The organism is Variovorax defluvii (assembly GCF_039541515.1).
In the GTDB taxonomy this organism is placed as follows: Bacteria; Pseudomonadota; Gammaproteobacteria; order Burkholderiales; family Burkholderiaceae_C; genus Variovorax; species Variovorax defluvii.
The window spans coordinates 108623-129860 of sequence record NZ_BAABGJ010000081.1 but is presented as its reverse complement, the minus strand read 5'-3'; the positions used below and the strand labels follow the sequence as shown (position 1 = coordinate 129860).

The window sequence follows — 21238 nt, the reverse complement described above, 5'->3', positions numbered from 1 at the left end:
CCTGGGCGGATGGGTACAGCGACGCGCTGCGGGACGCAGTATCTCGACCACCCGCCGAGGCCGCAGGACGGGTTTCCCCTAGGCAGAGCAGTCGCGCAGCATGGGCTCGCGGCCGCTCAGCGCGCGAACGCCTCGAGCTCGGCCACCCATCGGTCGAAATGCGGACACTCTCGGCGAATCCGCTCGATGCCGATCCTCTGTGCAGCGGTCGGCCCGTGGAGCCGCTTGCGATACGCCGGAAACAGCCCCTCGATCCGCTTGGATGGCGCCGTTTGCGGCGCCTCATTGATATGTTCTGGGGAATCGACGGCCGCGCGGATTGCCGCGAGGGAGGGCTCCAGACCTTTTGCCGCCATGACATCTGCCAGTACCCCAGGGTCGGCGAAGAGCCAAGCTTCGAATTCATGCAACGCGAGAAAAGTTCGAAGGTTGTCCGGCTTGCCGAAATGCTGGTCGACGGCTATCTCGATATGCCGCACCCTATCCAACGGCGACCCTCCCGCGGGTCTTGTCGACATGCCGGGAAAGTCGACCGGCAAGCCATAGTAGTCCAACATGGTCGTGACCAACGCGTCCGAGTCGCGCAGCAGCCTCCGAAGATCGCTCTCAAACTTCGCGAAGTGAGTGACGCCGCCCTTGAAATTGGGGCCGTCCTTCACCCGCTTGGTAACCAGGACGACGGGCGTGACGAAAAGCTCCGAAGGCTCGAAGAAGGGCGCAAGAACGTCCTTGACGAAGCGCTCCTCGATTTGACCTTCTACCAGTATCAGCACGCGACGCATCAGGGGCGAGCACCTAGCAGGTTCTTTTCCCAGAGCTCTCCGAGTGAGTAGTCGTCAAGCCACTGGCCCATGTCCTCGTCGCTCAGGTGCCGGAATATCGTGGCGTGATCCTGCCTGTCCACTGCCCAGACTTCATCTGGGCCGAACTGATTGACCAACGTCACGGACTGTGTGGCAACGAGCACTTGCGATTCGGTCGATGCCGAGGACAGCAAGTCCGCAAGCAAGGCCACTGCCGCAGGGTGAAGCCCCAGCTCCGGTTCGTCGAGCAACACCATTGCCGGTGGCTCGGGCTGAAGGAGCAGCGTGGCTAGGCAAATGAATCGCAGCGTGCCGTCCGAGAGCGCGTGTGCATTGAAATACGAGTCGCTGCCCTTCTCACGCCATTCGAGCCGGATCCGGGTTTCATTGAGGCGCGACGGGGCGAGCCGGAAATCATCGAAAAATGGGGCGATCTGCCGAACTGTATCCACGATGCTGCGGTAATGGTCCGGCCTCTTTTCCTGCATCCAGTAGAGAAAGGCGGCGAGGTTTTCTGCCTGGGGCTGCAGAAAGCGGTTGTCGTCTATGGACACGCTCGCTTTCATGGGCGCTGAATCGCTCGTATCGTGGAAGTGATAGACACGATAGCTGTCCAGCGCAGTCAAGGCTTGTTGGGCGCACAGGTGCGGATGCTCTCGAAGCCCCGATTCCCTGACGTTGGCGGCCACTGGAATGTCGAATGGCTTGTGCGGGGGCGGGAACCTCTTTTTGTCCTGGTAAGTTGCCTGTTCGATCCGAATGAGGAACGAGTCGTCGTCGGTCGGCAGCAGCTCGAGGTTGTAGCCGTTCGCCTCGTGCCCTTCGGCAAACTCCAGAGAAAAGGCCATCGACTTCGATGCCTTGCGCCCAAAATGCAGGAGGGTTTCGGCCCCACCCTTGGTGGCGGTGTATCCAGCCAGATTCTGCGTGACGACCTCACGCAGGAATCGAAACACCGAAATGAGATTGGACTTGCCGACGCCGTTGCCGCCGATGAACACGTTCAGTTGGCCGAGCTCCAGCGTCTGGTCCTGGATCGACTTGTAGTTCCGGATCGACAGTTTTTCCAGACGGCGCATAGCCCGGGATATTGCCATGCCTTGGACGGCAATAGCGCAACCGACCGCGTCAAGGCGGCCCGCGAGCTTATGGCGCAGGGCGCGCCATCTTGCATTCGGTGCCCTGCGCGAGCTCGTTCCCGGTATAGACCGCATCGGTCCGGAAGCCGTAGTTCGTGCCCTCCCAGCCGACCTTCACCGCCTTGCCGTCCACCGGCGCGATGGTGTTGACCACCTGCGGCAGCAGCAACTGGTGGTCTTCGGCACGCATGCGCACCGGCCCGACCGCCGAGTCGAAGCTCAGGTCTTCCAGCGCCCGTGCGACCTTGGCAGCGTCGGTGCTGCCGGCCTTGTTGATGGCGGCCGCCAGCAGGCGCGGCGTCATCTCGATGCGAGGCGCCAGGAAGTCCTTGCCCGTCTTGGCCTTGTAGGCCTTGGCGAGCGCATCCGCCTTCGGCGTCTCCGCCTGTCCCGGATGCCACTCGGCGACCCAGGTCAACTGGCCCAGCTTGGCCTGCGACACCGCCAGCACCGTGCCCGGCACCGAGCCGGCGCTGTGGTTGAAGTAGCGCAGGTTGTAGCCGGCGTCGCCCGCGGCCTTGAGCAGCAGCGTCATGTCCTGGCCCCAGTTGCCGGTGATCACCGTGTCGGCCCCCGCCTGGCGCACGTTGGCGATGTAGGGCGCGAAGTCCTTCACGCGGCCGATCGGGTGCAGCGTCTCGCCGACGAACTGGACGTCCGGCCGCGCCAGGCCCACCAACTGGCGCCCGTAGCTGGCCCACTGCTTGCCGTGCGCATAGTCCTGGTTGAGGAGGTAGGCCTTCTTGATGTCCGGCGTCTTCTTGATGTAGTTGGCCAGGGCCTTCATCTTCATCGCCGTGTTGGCCTCGGTCTGGAAGTGCCAGAAGCTGCAGGCTTTGCCTGTCAGCTCGGGGTCGATGGAAGAGTGGTTGAGCACCAGCAGCTCCTTGCCCGGATTGCGCTGGTTCCAGCGGTTGACCGACTGCACCAGTGCGGCCACCACCGAGGAACCCGAGCCGCCCGTCACGATGGCTTGCGCGCCCTGGTCGATCGCCGCCTGCAGCGCGCTCTGGCTTTCCTGCGCCGAGAGCTTGCTGTCGAACTGCAGCAGCTGCAGCTTCGTGCCGCCCAGAACGCCGCCTTTGGCGTTGATGTCCTCGACCGCGTACTGCGTGTGGGTGAGCATCAGCTCGCCGACGTTCGCGAAGGGGCCCGAGAGCGGGTCGATGTAGGCGATCTTGTAAGCCTGCTGGGCCGAGGCGGCGCCGGATGCGAGGAGGGTCGCGGCCGCGAGCGGCGCGAGGGCGCAGGGGAACTTCATGGTTTGTTCTCCGGGGATGGGTTTGGAAATGGGGACGGGGCTCAGTCGCCGCGCTCGCGCAGGCCCAGCACGCGCCACGACAGGCGCGTGAGTTCGGCCACCACTTCCTCCGGCGAGAGCCGGCCTTCGGGCCGGTACCAGCTGTAGAGGAAGCCGGGCAGGCTGAGCGCGGCCAGCGCAGTGAGCTTGGTCTCGCGAAAGTCCAGGTCGCCGTCGCGCCGTGCCTCTTCGAGCAGCGGGCAGAGGCGGTCGTAGAAGTGGTGCGCCAGCTTCTTCTGCGCCTCGATGTATTCAGGCCGGTAGACCTGCGGCTCGCGGTAGGGGAAGAAGGCGCAGGGGTGGTGCGCGACGGTGGCGCGGATCAGGCGTTCGATGCCCTCCTTCACCTTCTCCACCGCCGGACGCGGATCGCCTTCGGCGAAGTCCAGCGCGGTGAAGCAGTCGACAGCAGGGCGCCAGGACAGCGTCTCGAAGATCTCCTGCTTGTCGCGAAAGTAGTAGTAGACGAAGGGCTTGGTGACGTCGAGCGCGCGCACGATCTGCGCCATGGTCGTGTTGGCGTAGCCCTGTGCGGCGAAGAGCTGGGCGGCGGCCTGCAGGATGCGCTCGCGCTGCGCGTCGGTGCCGGCGGTGGCCACCCGCTGGCGCCCGGTGCCCTGCGGCTGGTCGGTGCGCGCAGAGGGTTTGTGCGGTGTCGCCGAGGTTATACCCATGGGTAGGATTGTTGGAGCACCATGCGGGGCCCGGCCCTATCGATAACCCTGTGAGATTGACGCCATGGAGACAATGACGCTTCCCGACCGTCCGCAGCAGCCTCTGCACGAGTACCTCCGCACGCATGCGCGCGAGCGCGGGGCGCATGCGGCCTGCGTCTGGTACGGGCGCAGGATCAGCTACGCCGAGCTGGACGCCGCCAGCGATGCCTTCGCGGCGCGGCTGCAGGCGCTCGGCGTGACAAAGGGCGATCCGGTGGTGCTCTTCCTCAACAACTGTCCGCAGTACCTCGCGGCGCACTATGGGATCCAGAAGATCGGCGCCATCGTCTGCCCGAGCGGGCCGCTCAACAAGGAGCACGAACTGGCCTACCAGGTGGGCGACCTGAAGGCGCGGGTGATCGTCGCCGCTTCCTCGCTGCTGCCGGTGGTCGACAAGGCGCGCGAAGGCAGCACGCTCGCGCACGTGTTCGTGGTGCACTACGCCGACCTGCTGCCGGAGTCGTCCACGCTCGACTTGCCTGCCGACCTGGTGGCGGCGCAGCGCGAGCCGCGCACGGTGCCGGCAGGTTGCGAAGACTTCCTCGCCGTCACGCGAAGCGGCGAACGCCCGGCGCCGGTCGAACTTTCGATGGACGACGTGGCGCTCATGACCTACACCTCCGGCACCACCGGCCTGCCCAAGGGGGCGATGCTGAGCTACGGCAACGCGCTCTTCAAGACGCGTGCCGCGGCCGATTGCAATGGCGTGGGAGCGGACGACGTGCTGCTCTCCGTCGCGCCCCTGTACCACATCGCCGGCATGCTGATGGGCGTCAACGTGCCGGTACTCACCGGCGCCACGTCGGTGCTGCTGCACCGCTTCGAGCCGCGCGCCGTGCTGCAGGCCATCGAGCGCCTCCGCGTGAGCTGGTGGTACAGCATCGCGCCGATGAACGTGGCCTGCATGCAGGTCGAAGGCGCGGCGGGCTTCGACCTGGCCAGCCTGCGCATGAATCCGGTCACCAGTTTCGGCATCGCCTTCACCGAGCCGCTGGCGGCCCAATGGCGCGGGCTCGCGAAGAACTGCACCTCCTTCGAGGCGGCCTACGGCCTGTCGGAGACCCACACCTGCGACACCTACACCCCGCACCATGCGCCGCGCTGGGGCACGCAGGGCGTGGCGGTGCCGGGTGTGACGATCCGCATCGTCGATCCCGACACGGGCGCGGACCGGCCGGTAGGCGACATCGGCGAGATCGTGCTCACCAGCCCCGGCACCTTCAAGGGCTACTGGAACAAGCCCGAGGCCACGGCCGCCACCCTGCGGGGCGGCTGGGTGCACACCGGCGACATGGGCAAGCTCGATGCGGACGGCTACCTCACTTTCATCGGCCGCTTCAAGGAAATGATCAAAGTCTCGGGCTACAGCGTGTTCCCCGAGGAGGTGGAGAGCATCCTCATCAAGCACCCGGCCGTGGCGCAGGCCGCGGTGATCGGCGAGTCGGACGCGGAGAAGGGCGAGGTGGTCAAGGCCTTCATCGTGAAGAAGCCCGGTGCCGCGCTGGAGGCCGAGGCACTGGTGGCGTGGGCGCGCGAGAACATGGCCAGCTACAAGGCGCCGCGCCATGTGCGCTTCATCGATGCGCTGCCGACCACCGGCGCCGGCAAGGTGCTGCGGCGGCTGTTGAAGGACGCGGGCTGAAGACGAACATGTTCAAGAAGATCCTGATTGCCAACCGCGGCGAGATCGCTGTCCGGTTGGTGCGTGCGCTGCGCGACCTGGGCATCGGCAGCGTGGCCGTTCACGCGAAGGACGATGCGCAGGCCTTGCACGTGCGCATGGCCGACACCGCCGTGCCGCTGGCCGCGACGGGTCCCGCGGCCTATCTCGATGGCGATGCCCTGATCGCGGTGGCGCGTGCGCAGGGCTGCGATGCGGTGCATCCCGGCTATGGCTTCCTCAGCGAGCGGGCCGATTTCGCGCAGGCCTGCGCCGACGCGGGCTTGTGCTTCATCGGGCCGACTCCGGAGCAGCTCGCGCTGTTCGGCGACAAGGCGCGGGCGCGGGCCCTCGCGCAGCAATGCGACGTGCCGGTGATGCCGGGCAGCGAGGGCGCGGTGACGCTGGCGCAGGCGCAGGCTTTCTTCGCCGCGCAGCAGGCCGATGGTGGAGGCGTCATGGTGAAGGCCCTCGGCGGCGGCGGGGGCCGCGGCATGCGCGCGGTGCTGAAGGCCGAGGAGCTGCCCGAGGCGCATGCGCGCTGCACGTCCGAGGCCAAGGCGGCCTTCGGCGTGGAGGGCGTGTATGTCGAGCGCCTGATGCGGCGCGCCCGCCATGTCGAGATCCAGGTGCTGGGCGACGGCCGCGAGGTCGCCAGCCTGGGCGATCGCGAATGCACGCTGCAGCGGCGCTTCCAGAAGCTGGTCGAGATCGCGCCCAGCCCCACGTTGCCGCCGGCGCTGCGCGAGCGCCTGACGCAGGCCGCGCTGCGCATGGCGAAGGCGGTGGGGTACCAGGGGCTCGGCACCTTCGAATTCCTGGTGGACGAGGAGGCCGCGCGCCTGCCCTTCGTCTTCATCGAGGCCAACCCGCGGCTGCAGGTGGAGCACACCGTGACCGAGGCGGTCACCGGCCTCGACCTGGTGCAGCTGCAGATCGGCGTGGCGGCCGGGCAGAGCCTGGCCGAGCTGGGCATCGAGGCCGACCGCAGCGCGCCGCAGCGCGGCTTCGCGGTGCAATGGCGCATCAACGCCGAGACGCTGGACGCGCAGGGGCAGGCGCGCCCGGCCGGCGGCGTGCTGTCGCGCTTCGAGCTCCCGGCCGGCCCCGGCGTGCGCGTCGACACCCAGGGCTACGCCGGGCTCGCGCCTTCGCCGCACTACGACACGCTGCTGGCCAAGCTGATCGTGCATGCCGCTTCGCCGCGCTTCGAAGACGTCTTGCGGCGCTCGCAGCGTGCGTTGGAGGAATGCCGCATCGAAGGCATCCCGACCAACCTCGGCCTGCTGCGCGCGATCGGCGAGCGCCCCGAGTTCGCGTCGCAGGCGCTGCACACGCGCTTCGTCGAGGCCCAGTTGTCCGACCTGCTGGCGGCGGCTTCCCGCATCGACGCGACGGCCGAACGCGCGGCGCATCCGCCTGCCGCCCGCGGGAAGCCGGCGCCGGTCGAGCAGCCCGACGACGGCGGTCTGGTGGTGCGGGCGCCCATGCCGGCACGCCTGGTGCAGTTCGAGGTCGAGGTGGGCGAGGTGCTGCCGGCCGGCGCGCAACTGGGCGTGCTCGAGGCCATGAAGATGGAGCACGTGCTGCATGCGCCCGTGGCGGGCCGCGTGGTGGCGCTGCTGGGCGCGCCGGGCGACTACCTGGTCGCGGGCCAATCCCTCCTGCGCCTGGAGCCGGTGGATGCCCAGGCCGTGCGGGCCGAGGCCCAGGCCGAGCAGGACCTCGACGCGATCCGCTCCGACCTCCAGAAGGTGATCGACCGCCACGCCTTCACGCTCGATGCGAACCGCGCCGCCGCGGTCGCGAAGCGCCAGGCGCAGGGCGGCCGCACTGCGCGCGCCAACATCGCGGACCTGTGCGACCTGGCCGCGGACCCTGGCAACTTCACCGAGTACGGCGCGCTGGCCATCGCCGCGCAGACCCGCCGCCGCGCGCTGGAGGACCTGATCGCCAACACGCCGGCCGACGGCATGGTGACGGGCATCGGCAGCATCAACGCCAGCCAGTTCGGGTCCGAGAAGTCGCGCTGCGTGGTGATGGCCTACGACTACACCGTGCTGGCCGGTACGCAGGGCCTGCGCAACCACCAGAAGACCGACCGCATGCTGGGCATCGCGCACCGGCTCGGTTTGCCGGTGGTGCTGTTCGCCGAGGGAGGTGGGGGACGGCCGGGCGACACCGACATGCCGATCGTGGCCGGTCTCAACAACCACACCTTCAGCCAGTTCGCCGCGCTCTCCGGCAAGGTGCCGGTGGTGGGCATCGTGCACGGCCGCTGCTTCGCGGGCAACGCGGCGCTGCTGGGGTGTGCCGACGTGATCATCGCCACCGAGGCCAGCAACATCGGCATGAGCGGGCCCGCGATGATCGAGGGCGGCGGCCTTGGCAGCTTCGCGCCGGAGCAGATCGGGCCGAGCAGCGTGCAGTCGCGCAACGGCGTGATCGACATCCTGGTGAAAGACGAAGCCGAGGCGGTGGCCGCGGCGAAGCAGTACCTCTCGTACTTCCAGGGCGCGACAGGCGATTGGCAGTGCGCCGATCCGCGCGTGCTGCGCCACGCGGTGCCCGAGAACCGCCTGCGCGTCTACGACATGCGTGCCGCCATGCGCGGCGTGGCGGACACCGGCTCGCTGCTCGAACTGCGCGCCGGCTTCGGCGCCGGCATCGTGACCGCGCTGGCGCGCATCGAAGGCCAGCCGGTCGGCTTGCTCGCGAACAATCCGCACCACCTCGGCGGCGCGATCGACGTGGAGGCGGCCGACAAGGCGGCGCGCTTCATGCAGCTGTGCAACGCGCACGGGCTGCCGCTGGTGGCCTTGTGCGACACACCGGGCTTCATGGTCGGCCCCGACATCGAGGCGCAGGCGCAGGTGCGCCACGTATGCCGCATGTTCATGGTGGCCTCGCACCTGCGCGTGCCCTACTTCGCGGTGGTGCTGCGCAAGGGCTATGGCCTGGGCGCGCAGGCGATGACGGCCGGCGGCTTCGACGCGCCGGTCTTCACCGTCGCGTGGCCCACCGGCGAATTCGGCGCGATGGGGCTGGAGGGGGCGGTACGGCTGGGCTTTCGCAAGGAGCTGGAGGCGGTGGCCGAGGGCGCCGAGCGCGACGCCCTGTTTCGCCGGCTGGTGGCGCAGCAATACGCGAACGGCGAGGCGATCCACATGGCGCAGACGCTGGAGATCGACGCGGTGATCGACCCGGCCGAGACGCGTGCCTGGCTGGTGCGCGGGCTGGCCTCGGCCTCGGCGGCACAGCGTGCGCCGGCGCCTTACGTGGACACCTGGTAGGACTGTCAGGGGCCGCACCAAGCCCCGCGCGCTGCGGGCCGAAGGCGGCTTCCGTACACTGGGCCGCTTTGCGCCGGGGCCCGCATGGACCATTCACGACGACGCTTCGCCCTTGCAGGGTTCGCGCAGGGCGCGGGCCTGGGCCTGCTGGCGGGCCTTTTGCATCGGGCACAGGCGCAGCCGAAGCACGCCGCACAGGTGCATTGGGCCGCGAGCTGGGCCGGCGCGCCGCTGGACTACCGGCCGGCGCCCCTTTTTCCGGGCTTGCCCGCGCCGCCGGTCGAACCGCGCCGTTTCGGCAGCGAGAGCCTGCGCCAGCGCATGGTGTCCACGCTCGGCGGGACGCAGGTGCGCATCCGTTTCTCCAATCTGTTCGGCCGGCAGCCCTTGCACGTCCTGGAGGCCAGCGTGGGGCTGAGCACCGGCGCGGATGCCGTCTCGCCCGGGAGCCTGGAGCGCCTGCGCTTCGGCGGCCGTGCCCTGCTGACCGTCCCGCCGGGACAGGAGGCCTGGAGCGACGCCACGCGGCTGGCGGTGGCGCCCGGGCAATCGGTGGCGGTGAGCTACCAGGTGCAGGCGGGCACGCCGTTCGCGACGCGGCATGTGATGGCGAGTACGGTGAGCGTGTCGGGTCCTGCCGTGATGCGTGCGAGCTGGCCCGGCGCGATGCCCTCGCCCTTCAGTCACGTCGTCACCGGGCTGGACGTCGCCGCCCGCACCGTGCCGCGGGTGATCGTGGCCTTCGGCGATTCGATCACCCAGGGCGCGGCCGATGTGTCGCAGGACAGCTATCCGGACCGCCTGGCCGTGCGCCTGCGCCAGCTGGGGGGCGGCGACGGCGGGTTCGCGGTGATCAACGCCGGCATCGGCGGCAACCGGCTGCTGCTGGACGGCACCGGTCCGCGCGCGCTGGACCGCTTCCGGCGCGATGCGCTGGGCCAGAGCGGCGTGACGCACGTGATCGTGCTGATCGGCATCAACGACATCGGGATCAGCCTGCCGGAGCCGATCCAGGCGCTGTCGCCGGCGTTCCGCGCGGCCAGCGCCGAGCAACTGGCGGCCGGCTTGCAGCAACTGGTCGATCAGGCGCGCGGGCAGGGCGTGAAGGTGCTGCTCGGCACCATCACCCCCTTCAAGGGCGCGGCCTACTGGAGCGAAGAGAAGGAACAGCGGCGGCAGGCGCTGAACCGATGGATCCGCGGCCAGCAGGGCGTGGACGGCATCGTGGATTTCGACCGCGCCCTGCGCGACCCCGCCGACCCGGCGGCCATGAAGCCCGCCTGCGACAGCGGCGACCACCTGCATCCCGGCCCCGCCGGCTATGCGGCCATGGCCGACGCGATCGACCTGCGGGAGCTGCAGGAATAGCGCCGCGGCTGCAACAAAAAGCGACACGGCTTTACAAAACACTTCAGACGAGGCTTACAACGGCTTCACACGGCGCGCGGAGGATGAAGGCTCCTCCAACAACTCATGAGGTGCATACCCATGAAAAAACTCGCGATCTCCCTTGCCGTCGGCGCTGCCTCCCTGCTGTCCCTGGGCGCGGCCGTGACCCTGCCCACGACGGCCCAGGCCCAGCCGGCCGTCATCATCAAGACGCCGCCGCCTCCGCCGCGCTCCGAGCGCGTACCCCCGCCGCGGCGCGGCTATGCCTGGGCGCCGGGCCACTGGGAATGGCGCAGCGGCCGCCATGTCTGGGTCGCCGGCCATTGGGTGCGGGCGCGGCCGGGCTATGCCTATCGCGCGCCGGAATGGCGCGAGCGTGACGGACGCTGGGAATACAACCGCGGCCGCTGGGACCGTGACCGCGACGGTGTGCCGAACCGCATGGACCGCGATCGTGACGGCGACGGCGTGCCGAACCGTTACGACAACCGGCCGAACAATCCCAACAGAAGCTGACGAGCCGAGCCCGGTGAACGAAGCCCGCCCTGCCCGGCGGGCTTTTTTGTTCCGTCGCTCAGAAGAGGCGGAAGACCAGCGGCATCAGCAGCGCCGCCAGCACCACCTGAAGGCCCAGCGCCAGCCCCGCATAGGCCCCTGCGTCCGCGTTCACGTGCAGTGCGCGCGCCGCGCCGATGCCGTGGGCGGCGGTGCCCAGCGCGAAGCCCCGCGCTGCGTAGCCGGGCGCATCGGCGCCGATGCCCAGCGCATCGAACAGGTACTTGCCCGAGAGCGCGCCGATCATGCCGGTGAGCACGGCGAAGACCGCCGACAGCGCCGGGATGCCGCCGATCTTCTCGGAGATGCCCATCGCCACCGGCGCGGTCACCGACTTGGGCGCCAGCGAGAGCACCACCTCGTGCGGCAGACCCACGGCCCAGCCCAGCGCGACCGCCGAGGCGGCCGCCGCGATGCCGCCCAGCAGGGCCGCCAGCAGCACGCGGCCGAAGCGCGCTTTCAGCTCCGCACGCCGTTGCCACAGGGGCCAGGCCAGGGCGACCACCGCCGGCCCCAGCAGGAAGTGGATGAACTGCGCGCCGGCGAAGTAGGTCGGGTAGTCGACGCCGGTGGCGAGCAGCCCGGCGGCCAGCGCGATCACCGACCAGAGCACCGGGTTGGCCCAGGGCGCGCTGCCCAGGCGGACGTAGGCGGCATTGGCCAGCAGGTACACCACCAGCGTGGCCGTGAGGCCGAAGAGCGGTGTGGCCGAGAGGTAGATCCAGAGTTCGACGAAGCGCGGCATGGCGTCTCAGTCCTGCGACCTTCCGCGGTCCGGCCAGTAGAGGACCGTGGCCGTCACCGCCAGGCCGATCCAGGTCGAGATCGCGATCACGAAGAGCATGCGGCCGCCGTACTGGGCCAGCAGCGCCAGGTGCGTCATCACGCCGACGCCCACCGGGACGAAGAGCAGCGACAGGTGCGACAGCAGGAAGCCCGCGCATTCGGCCACCGGCTCGCGCACGATGTCGAAGTTGAGCGCGGCCAGCAGCAGGACGAGGCCGAGCACGGGCCCCGGCAGCGGCAGCGACAGCCCGCGCGACAGCACTTCGCCGATCGACTGCAGCACCAGAAGCCAGGCGAGACCGCGCAGTCCCTGCATGTCAGAAGCGTGGCAGCTCGCCGTGAGGTATGGGTTGCCCCGCGCGGAACACCTGCTTGCCGTACTCGGCGCAGCGCTGCAGCGTGGGAATGGCTTTGCCCGGATTGAGCAGGCCGGCCGGATCGAAGGCGCGCTTCACGCCGAACATCTGCTCGTTCTCCTCGGCGGTGAACTGCACGCACATGCTGTTGAGCTTCTCGACCCCCACGCCGTGCTCGCCCGAGACGGTGCCGCCCATGGCGACGCTGGTCTCCAGGATGTCGGCGCCGAACAGCTCGCAGCGGTGCAGCTCGTCGGGGTCGTTGGCGTCGAAGAGCACCAGCGGGTGCAGGTTGCCGTCGCCGGCGTGGAAGACGTTGCAGCAGCGCAGGCCGTACTTCTTCTCCATCTCCTGGATGGCGAGCAGGATGTCGGCCAGGCGCTTGCGCGGGATGGTCGAGTCCAGGCACATGTAGTCGGGGCTGATGCGGCCGGAGGCGGGGAAGGCGTTCTTGCGGCCGCTCCAGAAGCGCAGCCGCTCCTCCTCGCTGGTGCTGACGGAGATGGCGGTGGCGCCGGCACTGCGGAGCACGGCGCTCATGAGTCCGATTTCCTCTTCCACTTCTTCCGGCGTGCCGTCGGATTCGCACAGCAGGATGGCCGCGGCCTCGAGGTCGTAGCCGGCATGCACGAAGTCCTCGACCGCGGCGGTCATGGGCTTGTCCATCATCTCCAGCCCGGCGGGGATGATGCCCTCCGCGATCACCGCGGCCACCGCGTCGCCGGCCTTGCGCACGTCGTCGAAGCTGGCCATGATGCAGCGCGCCAGCTGTGGCCGGGGCACCAGCTTCACGGTGACCTCGGTGGTCACGGCCAGCATGCCCTCGCTGCCCACCACCAGGGACAGCAGGTCCAGGCCCGCGCAGTCCAGCGCCTCGCTGCCGAATTCCACCCGCTCGCCCTCGGCGGTGAAGCCGCGCACGCGCAGCACGTTGTGCAGCGTCAGGCCGTACTTGAGGCAGTGCACGCCGCCGGAGTTCTCGGCCACGTTGCCGCCGATGGTGCAGGCGATCTGGCTGGAGGGGTCGGGCGCGTAGTAGAGGTTGAAGGGCGCGGCCGCCTCGCTGATGGCGAGGTTGCGCACGCCGCATTGCACGAGCGCCGTGCGGCCGATCGGATCGATTTCGAGGATGCGGTTGAACTTGGCCAGCGACAGCGTCACGCCCTCGGCATGCGGCATGGCGCCGCCCGACAGCCCGGTGCCGGCACCGCGCGCGACCACCGGAACGCCGAGCCGGTGGCAGGCCTTGAGCACAGCGGCGACCTGCTCTTCGGTCTCCGGCAGCGCGACCGCGAGCGGACGCTGCCGGTAGGCCGTGAGGCCGTCGCACTCGTAGGGCGTCGTGTCCTCGGGTTGCCAGAGCAGCGCATGCGCGGGCAGGCAGGCCTGCAACGCGCGCACCACCTGCGACTGGCGCTTTGCGGCCCGGCGCCGCGCTTTGGGGTTCGGGGTGTCGGGTGCGTTCATGGTTCGGTGTCGGTGGCGGTGATTGTCGGCGCCCTACTTGAAGACCACCGTGCGGTGGCCGTTGAGCAGCACGCGGTGCTCGCTGTGCCACTTCACGGCACGCGCCAGCACCTGCGTCTCGGTGTCGCGGCCGCGGGCGGTGAGGTCCTCCACCGTGTCGGTGTGGTCGGCGCGCTCCACGTCCTGTTCGATGATGGGGCCCTCGTCGAGGTCGGCCGTCACGTAGTGCGCGGTGGCGCCGATCAGCTTCACGCCGCGGTCGTGCGCCTGGTAGTAGGGCTTGGCGCCCTTGAAGCTGGGCAGGAAGGAATGGTGGATGTTGATCGCGCGGCCCGCGAGCTGGGTGCACAGCTCGTTGCTGAGGATCTGCATGTAGCGCGCCAGCACCACCAGCTCGGCACCCTCGGCCTCGATGATCTCCAGCTGCTTCGCCTCGGCCTGGGCCTTGGTGGCGGCGCTCACGGGGATGTGGTGGAAGGGCACGTTGTAGCTGGCGGCGAGCTGGTAGAAGTCGCGGTGGTTCGAGATGATGGCGCGCACGTCGATGGCGAGCAGGCCGCTCTTCCAGCGGAACAGCAGGTCGTTGAGGCAATGGCCTTCCTTGCTGACCAGGATCACGGTTTTCATCGGCTCGGCGGCCACGTGCAACTTCCAGTGCATGCCGAAGCTCTGGGCCAGCCCGGCGATCTGTTCGCGCAGCGTGGCCTCGGACTGCTCGCCGCAGGCGAAGCGCACGCGCATGAAGAACAAGCCGGTGCCGTGGTCGTTGTACTGGGCCGCTTCTTCGATGTTGCCGCCGCGTTCGAGCAGGAAGCCCGAGACCGCGTGGACGATGCCGGTGCGGTCGGGGCAGGACAGGGTGAGGATGTAGGCGCAGCTCATAAGGGGCAGGATTGTCGCAGCCCCGGAAACAGCGTGAATAGGCCCCTGGCGCAGCCGGTGCCAAAATGCCCATTCCCTCAGCGCCAACCGGCAGGAGCGAACAGCATGGCCTACAACGACTTCCGCATGGACAACCAGTGGCTGCCCTTCACCCCCAACCGGCACTTCCGCAAGGACCCGCGGGTCTTCGTGGCGGCCGACGGCATGGAGTTCACCACGCACGACGGACGCAAGGTGATCGACGGGATCTCCTCGCTGTGGTGCGTGGGCGCGGGGCACAACCGCCAGCCCATCAACGAGGCCATCAAGGCGCAGCTGGACACGCTGGACTACGCCACCGCCTTCCAGGTCAGCAACGACAAGGCTTTCCGTGCGGCGGAGATGATCGCGGCGATGGCGCCCGGCGACCTCAACAAGGTGCTCTTCTGCAACTCCGGCAGTGAGGCGGCCGACACCTCGCTGAAGGTGGCGCTGGCCTACCACCGGGCGCGCGGCGAGGGGCACCGCAACGTCTTCATCGGCCGCGAGAAGGGCTACCACGGCGTGGGCTTCGGCGGCATGTCGGTGGGCGGCATTCCGGGCAATCGCAAGGTGTTCGGCTCGGCCTTCCTTCCGCGCGTGGACCATATGCGCTTCATCCACGACCCGGTGAACCATGCCTACATCCACAACCAGGAGCCGGTGTGGGCCGAAGACCCGCTGGCCGAGCTCGAGCAGCGCATCCTGCCGCTGCACGACCCGAGCAACGTGGCGGCGATCATCGTCGAGCCGGTGGCCGGCTCGGCCGGCTGGTACGTGCCGCCCCAGGGCTACCTGCAGAAGCTGCGCGAGATCTGCGACAAGCACGGCATCCTGCTGATCTTCGACGAGGTGATCACCGGCTTCGGCCGCATGGGCACGAACTTCGCGTCCGACTTCTACGGCGTGGTGCCCGACATGCTCAACTTCGCCAAGTGCGTGACCAACGGCGTGATCCCGCTGGGCGGCGTGATCTGCCGCGACAAGCTCTATGACGCGATGATGAACACCTCGGCGCCCGAGCACGTCGTGGAGTTCTTCCATGGCTACACCTACTCGGGCCACCCGGTGGCCTGCGCGGCGGCGATCGCGACGCTGGACCTGTTCGCGAAGGAAAAGCTGTTCGCGCGCGCTGGCGAGATGGCCCCGGTGCTGGGCGATGCCTTCCACGCCACCTTCAAGGGCCTGCCCAACGTGGTCAGCATCCGCAGCCTGGGGCTGGCCGCGGCGGTGGAGTTCGCACCCATTGCGGGCGCGCCGGGCAAGCGGGCCTACGACATCTTCCTCGACTGCTTCCACAAGGGTGCGCTGGTGCGCCCGGCGGGGGACGTGATCGTGATCGCGCCGCCCTACGTGGTGGAGAAGTCGCACATCGAGACGCTGGTCGGCACGCTGGCGGATTCGATCCGCAGGCACGCCTGAACCAGGGCGTCGGCGTTCCCGTTCTTCAGCGTTTGGGCTCGGCCTGCGCGCGCAGCGCCGCGCAATAGTCCTTCTCGGGCAGCGCAGGCGTCTGCCACACGGCGTCGAAGGCCCCCGGCTCGCGCGGCGCGCCCGACGGGGCGCCGGCCTGCAGCTGCACCGTCTTGACCGCCAGATCGCTGGGCAGGTGCTGCGGCACGCCCAGGCCCTTGGCGCTGTGGCCGGCGCCGCTGAGCAGCACCACCGTCTTGCCCGGCACGCGCGCCTGGAGGATGGTCTGAGCCATGGCACGGTCGCGTGCGATCTGGATGCGCGTCATGGGCCTGATCTGCGACTCGGGCAGCAGGTCGCAGTGCCCGCTGCGCACGGCCTCCTGCTGGGCCTTGTGCGCTTCGGCGCCGAGCTGCGCGTCCAGGGACACGTCGGCCATCGCGTCCCGCATGCGTGCGCGCGGGAGGTTGGCGCCCAGCACCGGCACGCCGGCGCGCACCGCGGCCATCACGGCCGGGCCATAGGCCGCCCAGGGCCAGGCTTTGTCGTTCCAGCCCAGGGCCTCCTGCACCTGGGCCTCGGTCGAGGCGGGGTCCATGAGGACGGTGCTGTGGCCTTCCTCCGCCATCTCGATCGCCAGCGCCGCCAGGCGGCCGCGCGCGGCCAGGGTCTCGACCGCCTGCCGCTCGATGTCCTGGTGCTCGGCCGCATCGTGCTGCTCGCCCAGCAGCAAGGCGTCGGCCGGCAGCAGGGACAGGACGCGGCGGGGGATCGGCGTGTCCGCTCCCATGGGCGCGAACCCGGCGCAGCCTGCGAGCAGGGCCAGCATCAGAGAGAGGGACAGGCCGGCGTGCAGCCGGGGAGGGCGTCGGGGCATCGAGCCATACTAAGCGACGGCGGCCGCGACCGGCAGCCCTCCGTCGCCTCTTCCGCTTGTCCGTGCCCCCGTCCCGCTTGACCCTGCGCATCCTTGCCACCCTGTTGCTCGCGCTCCTGGCTGCGCTCGCCTGTCTGGCATTGCACACGCCCCTGCCCTGGATGATCGGGCCGTTGCTGGCGGTCTCCCTGGCCTCCATCGCCGGAGCGCCGACCGCCAGCTACACCCCTTTGCGCAACGCCGGGCAATGGGCGATCGGGACGGCGCTCGGGCTGTATTTCACGTCGGAGATGGTGGGGCTGGTGGCCGGTCTCTGGTGGGCCATCGTGCTCGCGATCGCCTGGGCGCTCGGCCTGGGCTGGCTGTTCGGGCGCTGGCTCTACGGCGCGCACGCTGCGAGGATGCCGCATATCCCGGTCCGCTCCATGAAAGCCACGACTTACTTCTCCGGCGCGATCGGCGGGGCGTCGGAGATGACGCTGCTGGCCGAGCGGGTGGGCGCACGCACCGATCTGGTGGCGGCCGCCCACAGCGTGCGGCTGGTGGTGGTGACGGTGCTCATTCCCTTCGCCATGCAATGGAGCGGGCTGCACGGCCTGGAGATCCATGCGGCCGGGCCGCGGGACGTGCGCTGGGGCGGCCTGGCCTTGCTGGTGCTGGCGACGGGCGCCGGCGGGCTGGCGATGCGATTGGCCGGGCGCACCAACCCTTGGTTCATCGGGCCGCTGGTCGTGTCCTTGGGCTTCACCGTGGCCGGACACCCGCTGTCGGCGGTGCCGGCCTGGGTGTCCAATGCGGCCCAACTCGTGATTGCCGTCAGCCTGGGGGTGCGCTTCAGCCGGGAGTTCCTGCACACGGCGCCGCGCTGGCTGGCGGCGGTGGCCGGGGGAACGGTGGGGATGATCGTGGTCTGCGCCGCGTTCGCCTGGCTGCTGGCCTGGGCGACCGGGCTGCATCCCGCCACGCTGCTGCTCGGCACCTCGCCCGGCGGCATCGCCGAGATGGCGATCACCGCGAAGGTGCTTCAGCTCGGGGTGCCCGTGGTGACGGCCTTCCAGGTGTGCCGGCTGGTGGCGGTCCTGCTGATCGTCGGGCCGATGTACGGCTGGCTGTACGAGAAAAAGCCCCCGGCTTAGTGGACCAGCACGGGGGTGTGGGCGAGTTCGGCGTAGCCTTCGAGGGTGTCCTCGACCTCTTCCTGCGTCGGCGTGTTGAGTTGCCAGGCAGCGATCTGTTGCTGGAACAGCTCCGCCCAGGAACCGTCGAGGTAGACCTCCTTGCCGGAGCGCTTGTCCACGATCTCGAAGCCGTGGCGGGCCAGGGCGGGCACGTTGGGCGCCAGCGGCTGGTCGTCCTCGGTCGGTTGCACGTGCACGACGACAAAGGAGTCGGAGTCGTAAAGCATTTGCATGGCGGGTCCAGTGCGTGAGTCGATGGCCTTCATCTTGTTTAGATAGCCATCAACACGCCAGTTTCAAGAAGAGCTGTTGTTTTGTAGGCACGGGCCGTGAGTTTTTGTGCACTCCTGCGGCTCAGGGGCGCGCGCCCTGCGCGTCGCGCAACTGGAAATCGGCGAAGTCGCCGTTGGACTGGGTCTGGCGGATGCGCACCGGCAGGTATCCGAGCGCCGGGGCGATCCAGAGTTCCACCTTGTCGTCGAAGGGCTTGCGCGGGTTGCGGGTGAGCTTGCGGGCCTCGAATTCCCCGGCGGGCAGGCTCAGGTGCTCGTTCTCATCCACCTTGAAGATCCAGAGGTCGGCATCGCGCGGCCCCGCGGTCTGGATGGCAAAGGCGGACCCGGGTGGATAGCGCGCCGGGTCACCCGCCAGCAGGGCACCCAGTTGCATGATGACGCTCAGCCGGTCCTGCGCGCCCGGCAGTAGCGGCACGCTCGGCGCGTTGTTGCTGAAGACGATCTGGCCCTGGTCGCGCATGAAATGCGAGGCGACTTCGCTGCGGCGCTTGTCCGAGAAGCGCACCGGCTCGATGCCGCCCGGCCCGATGTTGCCGCTGCTGTGCTGGCTGCGGATGGTCTTGAAGAGGAACGTCAGCGAAAGCTGGGCGTCGTATTGCTGTCCGTCCTGCTGCCAGACCAGCTTGCCGAACACCCCCTGCATGGGCGCCGCGCCGAGCTGGCCGGTCACCGCGAAGGCAAGCTGCACAGGGCCCGGCACCTGGATGGGCGCCGGCGCCTCGGCGGCGCCGCCGGCGGTCCCGATGCCGGCCCCGCCGGAAGGTGACGGGGCCACGCCTGTCGGATCGCCAGCGCCCGGGCCGAGCGCCGCTTCGGCGGTGGCAGGCTCTGCCGGGGCGGGGGCTTCGGCGGGCACCGGGGTGTCGGGAGCCGGGCTTTCCGCGACCGGTGGACTGGGTGCGCGGGGCGCGGGCGCGGGTGGCCGCGGTCGCACGAGCCTGGGCGTGGGCGGCTTGGCGGCGACCGGCGGGGGCGGCTCCGGGGCCGGGGCCGGCGGCGCGAGAACGATCGTTCGCGTGCTGAACTTGGCGGCCACGGGCGAGGGATGCGGTCCCGCCCCCGTGGGGGCCAGGGCCAGCAATGCCAGGTGGGCGAGCAGCACTGCGGCTGCCAGCAGCGCCAGCGTGCGCCAGGGCACACCGGGCATGTCAGGCGAGACGGGGGAGGCAGGGCGGCGCAGGCGCATCGAGGAGTGGGACCGGAGGCCGCTGCCAAGGTTCAGCTCGGTACACTGCCGCCGTCCAACCAGTTTAGGGCAGTGCGATGCGGGGCCCGCATTCCGCGCCTTCGTCGTCCCTCTTTCTCCCATGAAACTCGCCACCCTCCATGACGGCTCGCGCGATGGCCAATTGGTCGTCGTCTCGCGCGACCTCGCAAGTGCCCATTACGCCACCGGCATCGCCCACCGCCTGCAGCAGGCGCTCGACGACTGGGGCTTCATCAGCCCGCAGCTACAGGACCTGTCGGACCAGCTCAATGCCGGCCGCGCGCGCCACGCCTTCCCCTTCGATCCCGCCCAGTGCATGGCGCCCTTGCCGCGCGCTTACCAGTGGGCCGACGGCTCGGCCTACCTCAACCACGTGGAGCTGGTGCGCAAGGCGCGCAACGCCGAGGTGCCCGAGAGCTTCTACACCGACCCGCTGATGTACCAGGGCGGCAGCGACGACTTCATCGGCCCTTGCAGCCGCATCGTGGTGCCCAGCGAAGCATTCGGCATCGACTTCGAGGCCGAGATCGCCGTCGTCACGGGCGACGTGAAGATGGGCGCCACGCCCGAGCAGGCGCTGGACGGCATCCGCCTGCTGATGCTGGCCAACGACGTGAGCCTGCGCAACCTGATCCCGGCCGAGCTGGCCAAGGGCTTCGGCTTCTTCCAGAGCAAGCCGGCCACCGCGTTCAGCCCGGTGGCCGTCACCCCTGACGAGCTGGGCGACGCCTGGCAGGGCGGCCGCGTGCACCTCACGCTGCAGAGCACCTGGAACGGCCGCAAGGTCGGGATGTGCGATGCCGGTGAGGAGATGAGTTTCCACTTCGGCCAGCTCATCGCGCACATCGCCAGGACGCGCAACGTGCGCGCCGGCAGCATCGTGGGCAGCGGCACGGTCAGCAACAAGGGCGTCGAGCGGAACGGCCGCATGGAATGGCCCAAGGGCTACAGCTGCATTGCCGAGAAGCGCTGCATCGAGACCATCCAGGACGGCAAGCCCTCCACCGAGTTCATGAAGTACGGTGACACCATCCGGATCGAGATGAAGGGCAGGGACGGGCAGTCGATCTTCGGGGCGATCGATCAGGAGGTGGTGGCGCCCGGGGCGGAAAATGGATGTCTGTGAAAGACCGATGTCGGCAAGACGTGTACCGGGATCACTGCGATTCGAGCGATCACATCGGCGGCAAGTTGTTCAGCGCCCCGATCAACAGGGAAGCAAACAGCAGAATTTGTGCAGGCCGCGCAATAGCTGCGAGCGAGGTGAGCAAGACGTCATTCACAGCGTCGACGAAGACGCTCGTCTGCGTATCCGGGAAATGGCCATAGTAGGTGTCGGGATCGGGGCATGGCACCTGGTGCTCCCAATCCGGCGTGGTGGCGTACTTCTTCTCGACGTCCACCCCTTGCCAATTGGCTTTGATGAAGCCGAGAACATCAGATGCGAGTTGCGAAGGATCGATGTTCGTGATGCCCGCTTGTTCCAAGCATCCTTTGATGTAATTCGTCATTCGCGTGTGTGCCTGTGGGGCATTGTCGGGGTCGAAGTAGCCCTTGCTGTAGAGGGTCGCGACCGTGATGCCTACGAATCCGGCAGCGATGCCTGACAAGGCCGCTGCCTTCTGCCAAAGCTTCCATCCACCGACATAGATGCTTGCTGTGTTTCGCACGGAGGTCAGGCATCCAGTCTGCGTTGCCTGATCCTCGGGGATCCGCGCGATAGTGCGATCTTCTGCAAGAGGATTGGTCATGGCAAAGTCCCAGGTTTCTGCTGCCGTTTCTGGGGGCAAGGCAGAGACATTTGTTTGCGTTGAATGGCAGGTCCCGGTGGAGGCGGCAGTGTGGGCATTGAGTTCGGGTGCCCGAGGAGAAACAGGTGTCATGACGTCTTGGCAAATGATTG

19 protein-coding genes are annotated in these 21238 nt (G+C 68.8%); 7 read left to right on the top strand and 12 right to left on the bottom strand.

Annotation, left to right across the window (positions count from 1 at the left end):
• Positions 1-116: 116 nt before the first annotated feature.
• From ABEA07_RS26160 to ABEA07_RS26145, 4 genes are all read right to left on the bottom strand, one after another.
• Positions 117-782, bottom strand: coding sequence for a DUF4276 family protein (locus ABEA07_RS26160; RefSeq protein ID WP_345541575.1), 666 nt, complete (start codon positions 780-782; stop codon positions 117-119).
• Positions 782-1882, bottom strand: coding sequence for an AAA family ATPase (locus tag ABEA07_RS26155; protein WP_345541573.1), 1101 nt, complete (start codon positions 1880-1882; stop codon positions 782-784). The genes ABEA07_RS26160 and ABEA07_RS26155 overlap by 1 nt, the downstream gene beginning before the upstream one ends.
• A 67-nt stretch (positions 1883-1949) precedes the next feature.
• Positions 1950-3203: a branched-chain amino acid ABC transporter substrate-binding protein gene (locus ABEA07_RS26150; RefSeq protein WP_345541572.1), complete on the bottom strand. Its 1254-nt coding sequence runs from the start codon at positions 3201-3203 to the stop codon at positions 1950-1952.
• Between the two features lie 41 nt (positions 3204-3244).
• On the bottom strand, positions 3245-3916 hold the full coding sequence (locus tag ABEA07_RS26145; protein ID WP_345541571.1) for a TetR/AcrR family transcriptional regulator: 672 nt from the start codon (positions 3914-3916) through the stop codon (positions 3245-3247).
• Between the two features lie 64 nt (positions 3917-3980).
• Between ABEA07_RS26145 and ABEA07_RS26140 the strand changes: the two genes are divergently transcribed.
• The 4 genes from ABEA07_RS26140 (at position 3981) to ABEA07_RS26125 (ending at position 10816) form a co-directional block, all read left to right on the top strand.
• A complete protein-coding gene (locus ABEA07_RS26140) occupies positions 3981-5600 on the top strand; it encodes an AMP-binding protein (RefSeq protein ID WP_345541570.1) in 1620 nt (539 codons plus the stop codon).
• 8 nt (positions 5601-5608) lie between these two features.
• Positions 5609-8911 (top strand): carboxyl transferase domain-containing protein, encoded by a 3303-nt coding sequence (locus ABEA07_RS26135; RefSeq protein ID WP_345541568.1) that lies wholly within the window; start codon positions 5609-5611, stop codon positions 8909-8911.
• 84 nt (positions 8912-8995) lie between these two features.
• Positions 8996-10279, top strand: coding sequence for an SGNH/GDSL hydrolase family protein (locus ABEA07_RS26130; RefSeq protein ID WP_345541567.1), 1284 nt, complete (start codon positions 8996-8998; stop codon positions 10277-10279).
• A 120-nt stretch (positions 10280-10399) separates the two neighbouring features.
• Positions 10400-10816, top strand: coding sequence for a thrombospondin type 3 repeat-containing protein (locus ABEA07_RS26125; RefSeq protein WP_345541565.1), 417 nt, complete (start codon positions 10400-10402; stop codon positions 10814-10816).
• Between the two features lie 58 nt (positions 10817-10874).
• On the opposite strand, the gene ABEA07_RS26120 is transcribed toward ABEA07_RS26125, so the two are convergent.
• From ABEA07_RS26120 to purU, 4 genes are read right to left on the bottom strand one after another with little or no spacing between them, the layout of a single operon-like run.
• Complete coding sequence (locus ABEA07_RS26120; protein WP_345541564.1) at positions 10875-11600, bottom strand: LrgB family protein; 726 nt, start codon at positions 11598-11600, stop codon at positions 10875-10877.
• Between the two features lie 6 nt (positions 11601-11606).
• Complete coding sequence (locus ABEA07_RS26115) at positions 11607-11957, bottom strand: CidA/LrgA family protein (RefSeq protein WP_345541563.1); 351 nt, start codon at positions 11955-11957, stop codon at positions 11607-11609.
• A gap of 1 nt (position 11958) precedes the next feature.
• A complete protein-coding gene (locus tag ABEA07_RS26110; RefSeq protein WP_345541562.1) occupies positions 11959-13464 on the bottom strand; it encodes an FAD-linked oxidase C-terminal domain-containing protein in 1506 nt (501 codons plus the stop codon).
• A gap of 33 nt (positions 13465-13497) precedes the next feature.
• Entirely contained in the window at positions 13498-14346 is an 849-nt protein-coding gene (gene purU / locus ABEA07_RS26105) for a formyltetrahydrofolate deformylase (protein WP_345541561.1), read from the bottom strand.
• Positions 14347-14451: 105 nt separating this feature from the next.
• Between purU and aptA the strand changes: the two genes are divergently transcribed.
• Entirely contained in the window at positions 14452-15786 is a 1335-nt protein-coding gene (gene aptA / locus ABEA07_RS26100) for an omega-aminotransferase AptA (protein ID WP_345541560.1), read from the top strand.
• Positions 15787-15811: 25 nt separating this feature from the next.
• On the opposite strand, the gene ABEA07_RS26095 is transcribed toward aptA, so the two are convergent.
• A complete protein-coding gene (locus tag ABEA07_RS26095) occupies positions 15812-16654 on the bottom strand; it encodes a ChaN family lipoprotein (protein WP_345541559.1) in 843 nt (280 codons plus the stop codon).
• A 62-nt stretch (positions 16655-16716) separates the two neighbouring features.
• On the opposite strand from ABEA07_RS26095, the gene ABEA07_RS26090 reads away from it, so the two are divergent.
• Complete coding sequence (locus ABEA07_RS26090; RefSeq protein WP_425584174.1) at positions 16717-17790, top strand: AbrB family transcriptional regulator; 1074 nt, start codon at positions 16717-16719, stop codon at positions 17788-17790.
• Here ABEA07_RS26090 and ABEA07_RS26085 read toward each other — a convergent pair.
• Both ABEA07_RS26085 and ABEA07_RS26080 read right to left on the bottom strand, forming a co-directional pair.
• Entirely contained in the window at positions 17787-18065 is a 279-nt protein-coding gene (locus tag ABEA07_RS26085; RefSeq protein WP_345541557.1) for a BTH_I0359 family protein, read from the bottom strand. The two genes, ABEA07_RS26090 and ABEA07_RS26085, sit on opposite strands and share 4 nt — an antisense overlap.
• A 121-nt stretch (positions 18066-18186) precedes the next feature.
• A complete protein-coding gene (locus ABEA07_RS26080) occupies positions 18187-19314 on the bottom strand; it encodes a DUF3108 domain-containing protein (protein WP_345541555.1) in 1128 nt (375 codons plus the stop codon).
• Between the two features lie 121 nt (positions 19315-19435).
• Here ABEA07_RS26080 and ABEA07_RS26075 point away from each other — a divergent pair, with 121 nt between their 5' ends.
• Positions 19436-20461 carry a fumarylacetoacetate hydrolase family protein gene (locus tag ABEA07_RS26075; RefSeq protein WP_345541554.1) on the top strand — a complete coding sequence of 342 codons (1026 nt, stop codon included), beginning with the start codon at positions 19436-19438 and terminating at the stop codon, positions 20459-20461.
• Positions 20462-20510: 49 nt separating this feature from the next.
• Here the strand turns inward: ABEA07_RS26075 and ABEA07_RS26070 are convergent, their stop codons facing one another.
• Entirely contained in the window at positions 20511-21218 is a 708-nt protein-coding gene (locus ABEA07_RS26070) for a hypothetical protein (RefSeq protein WP_345541553.1), read from the bottom strand.
• Positions 21219-21238 lie beyond the last annotated feature (20 nt).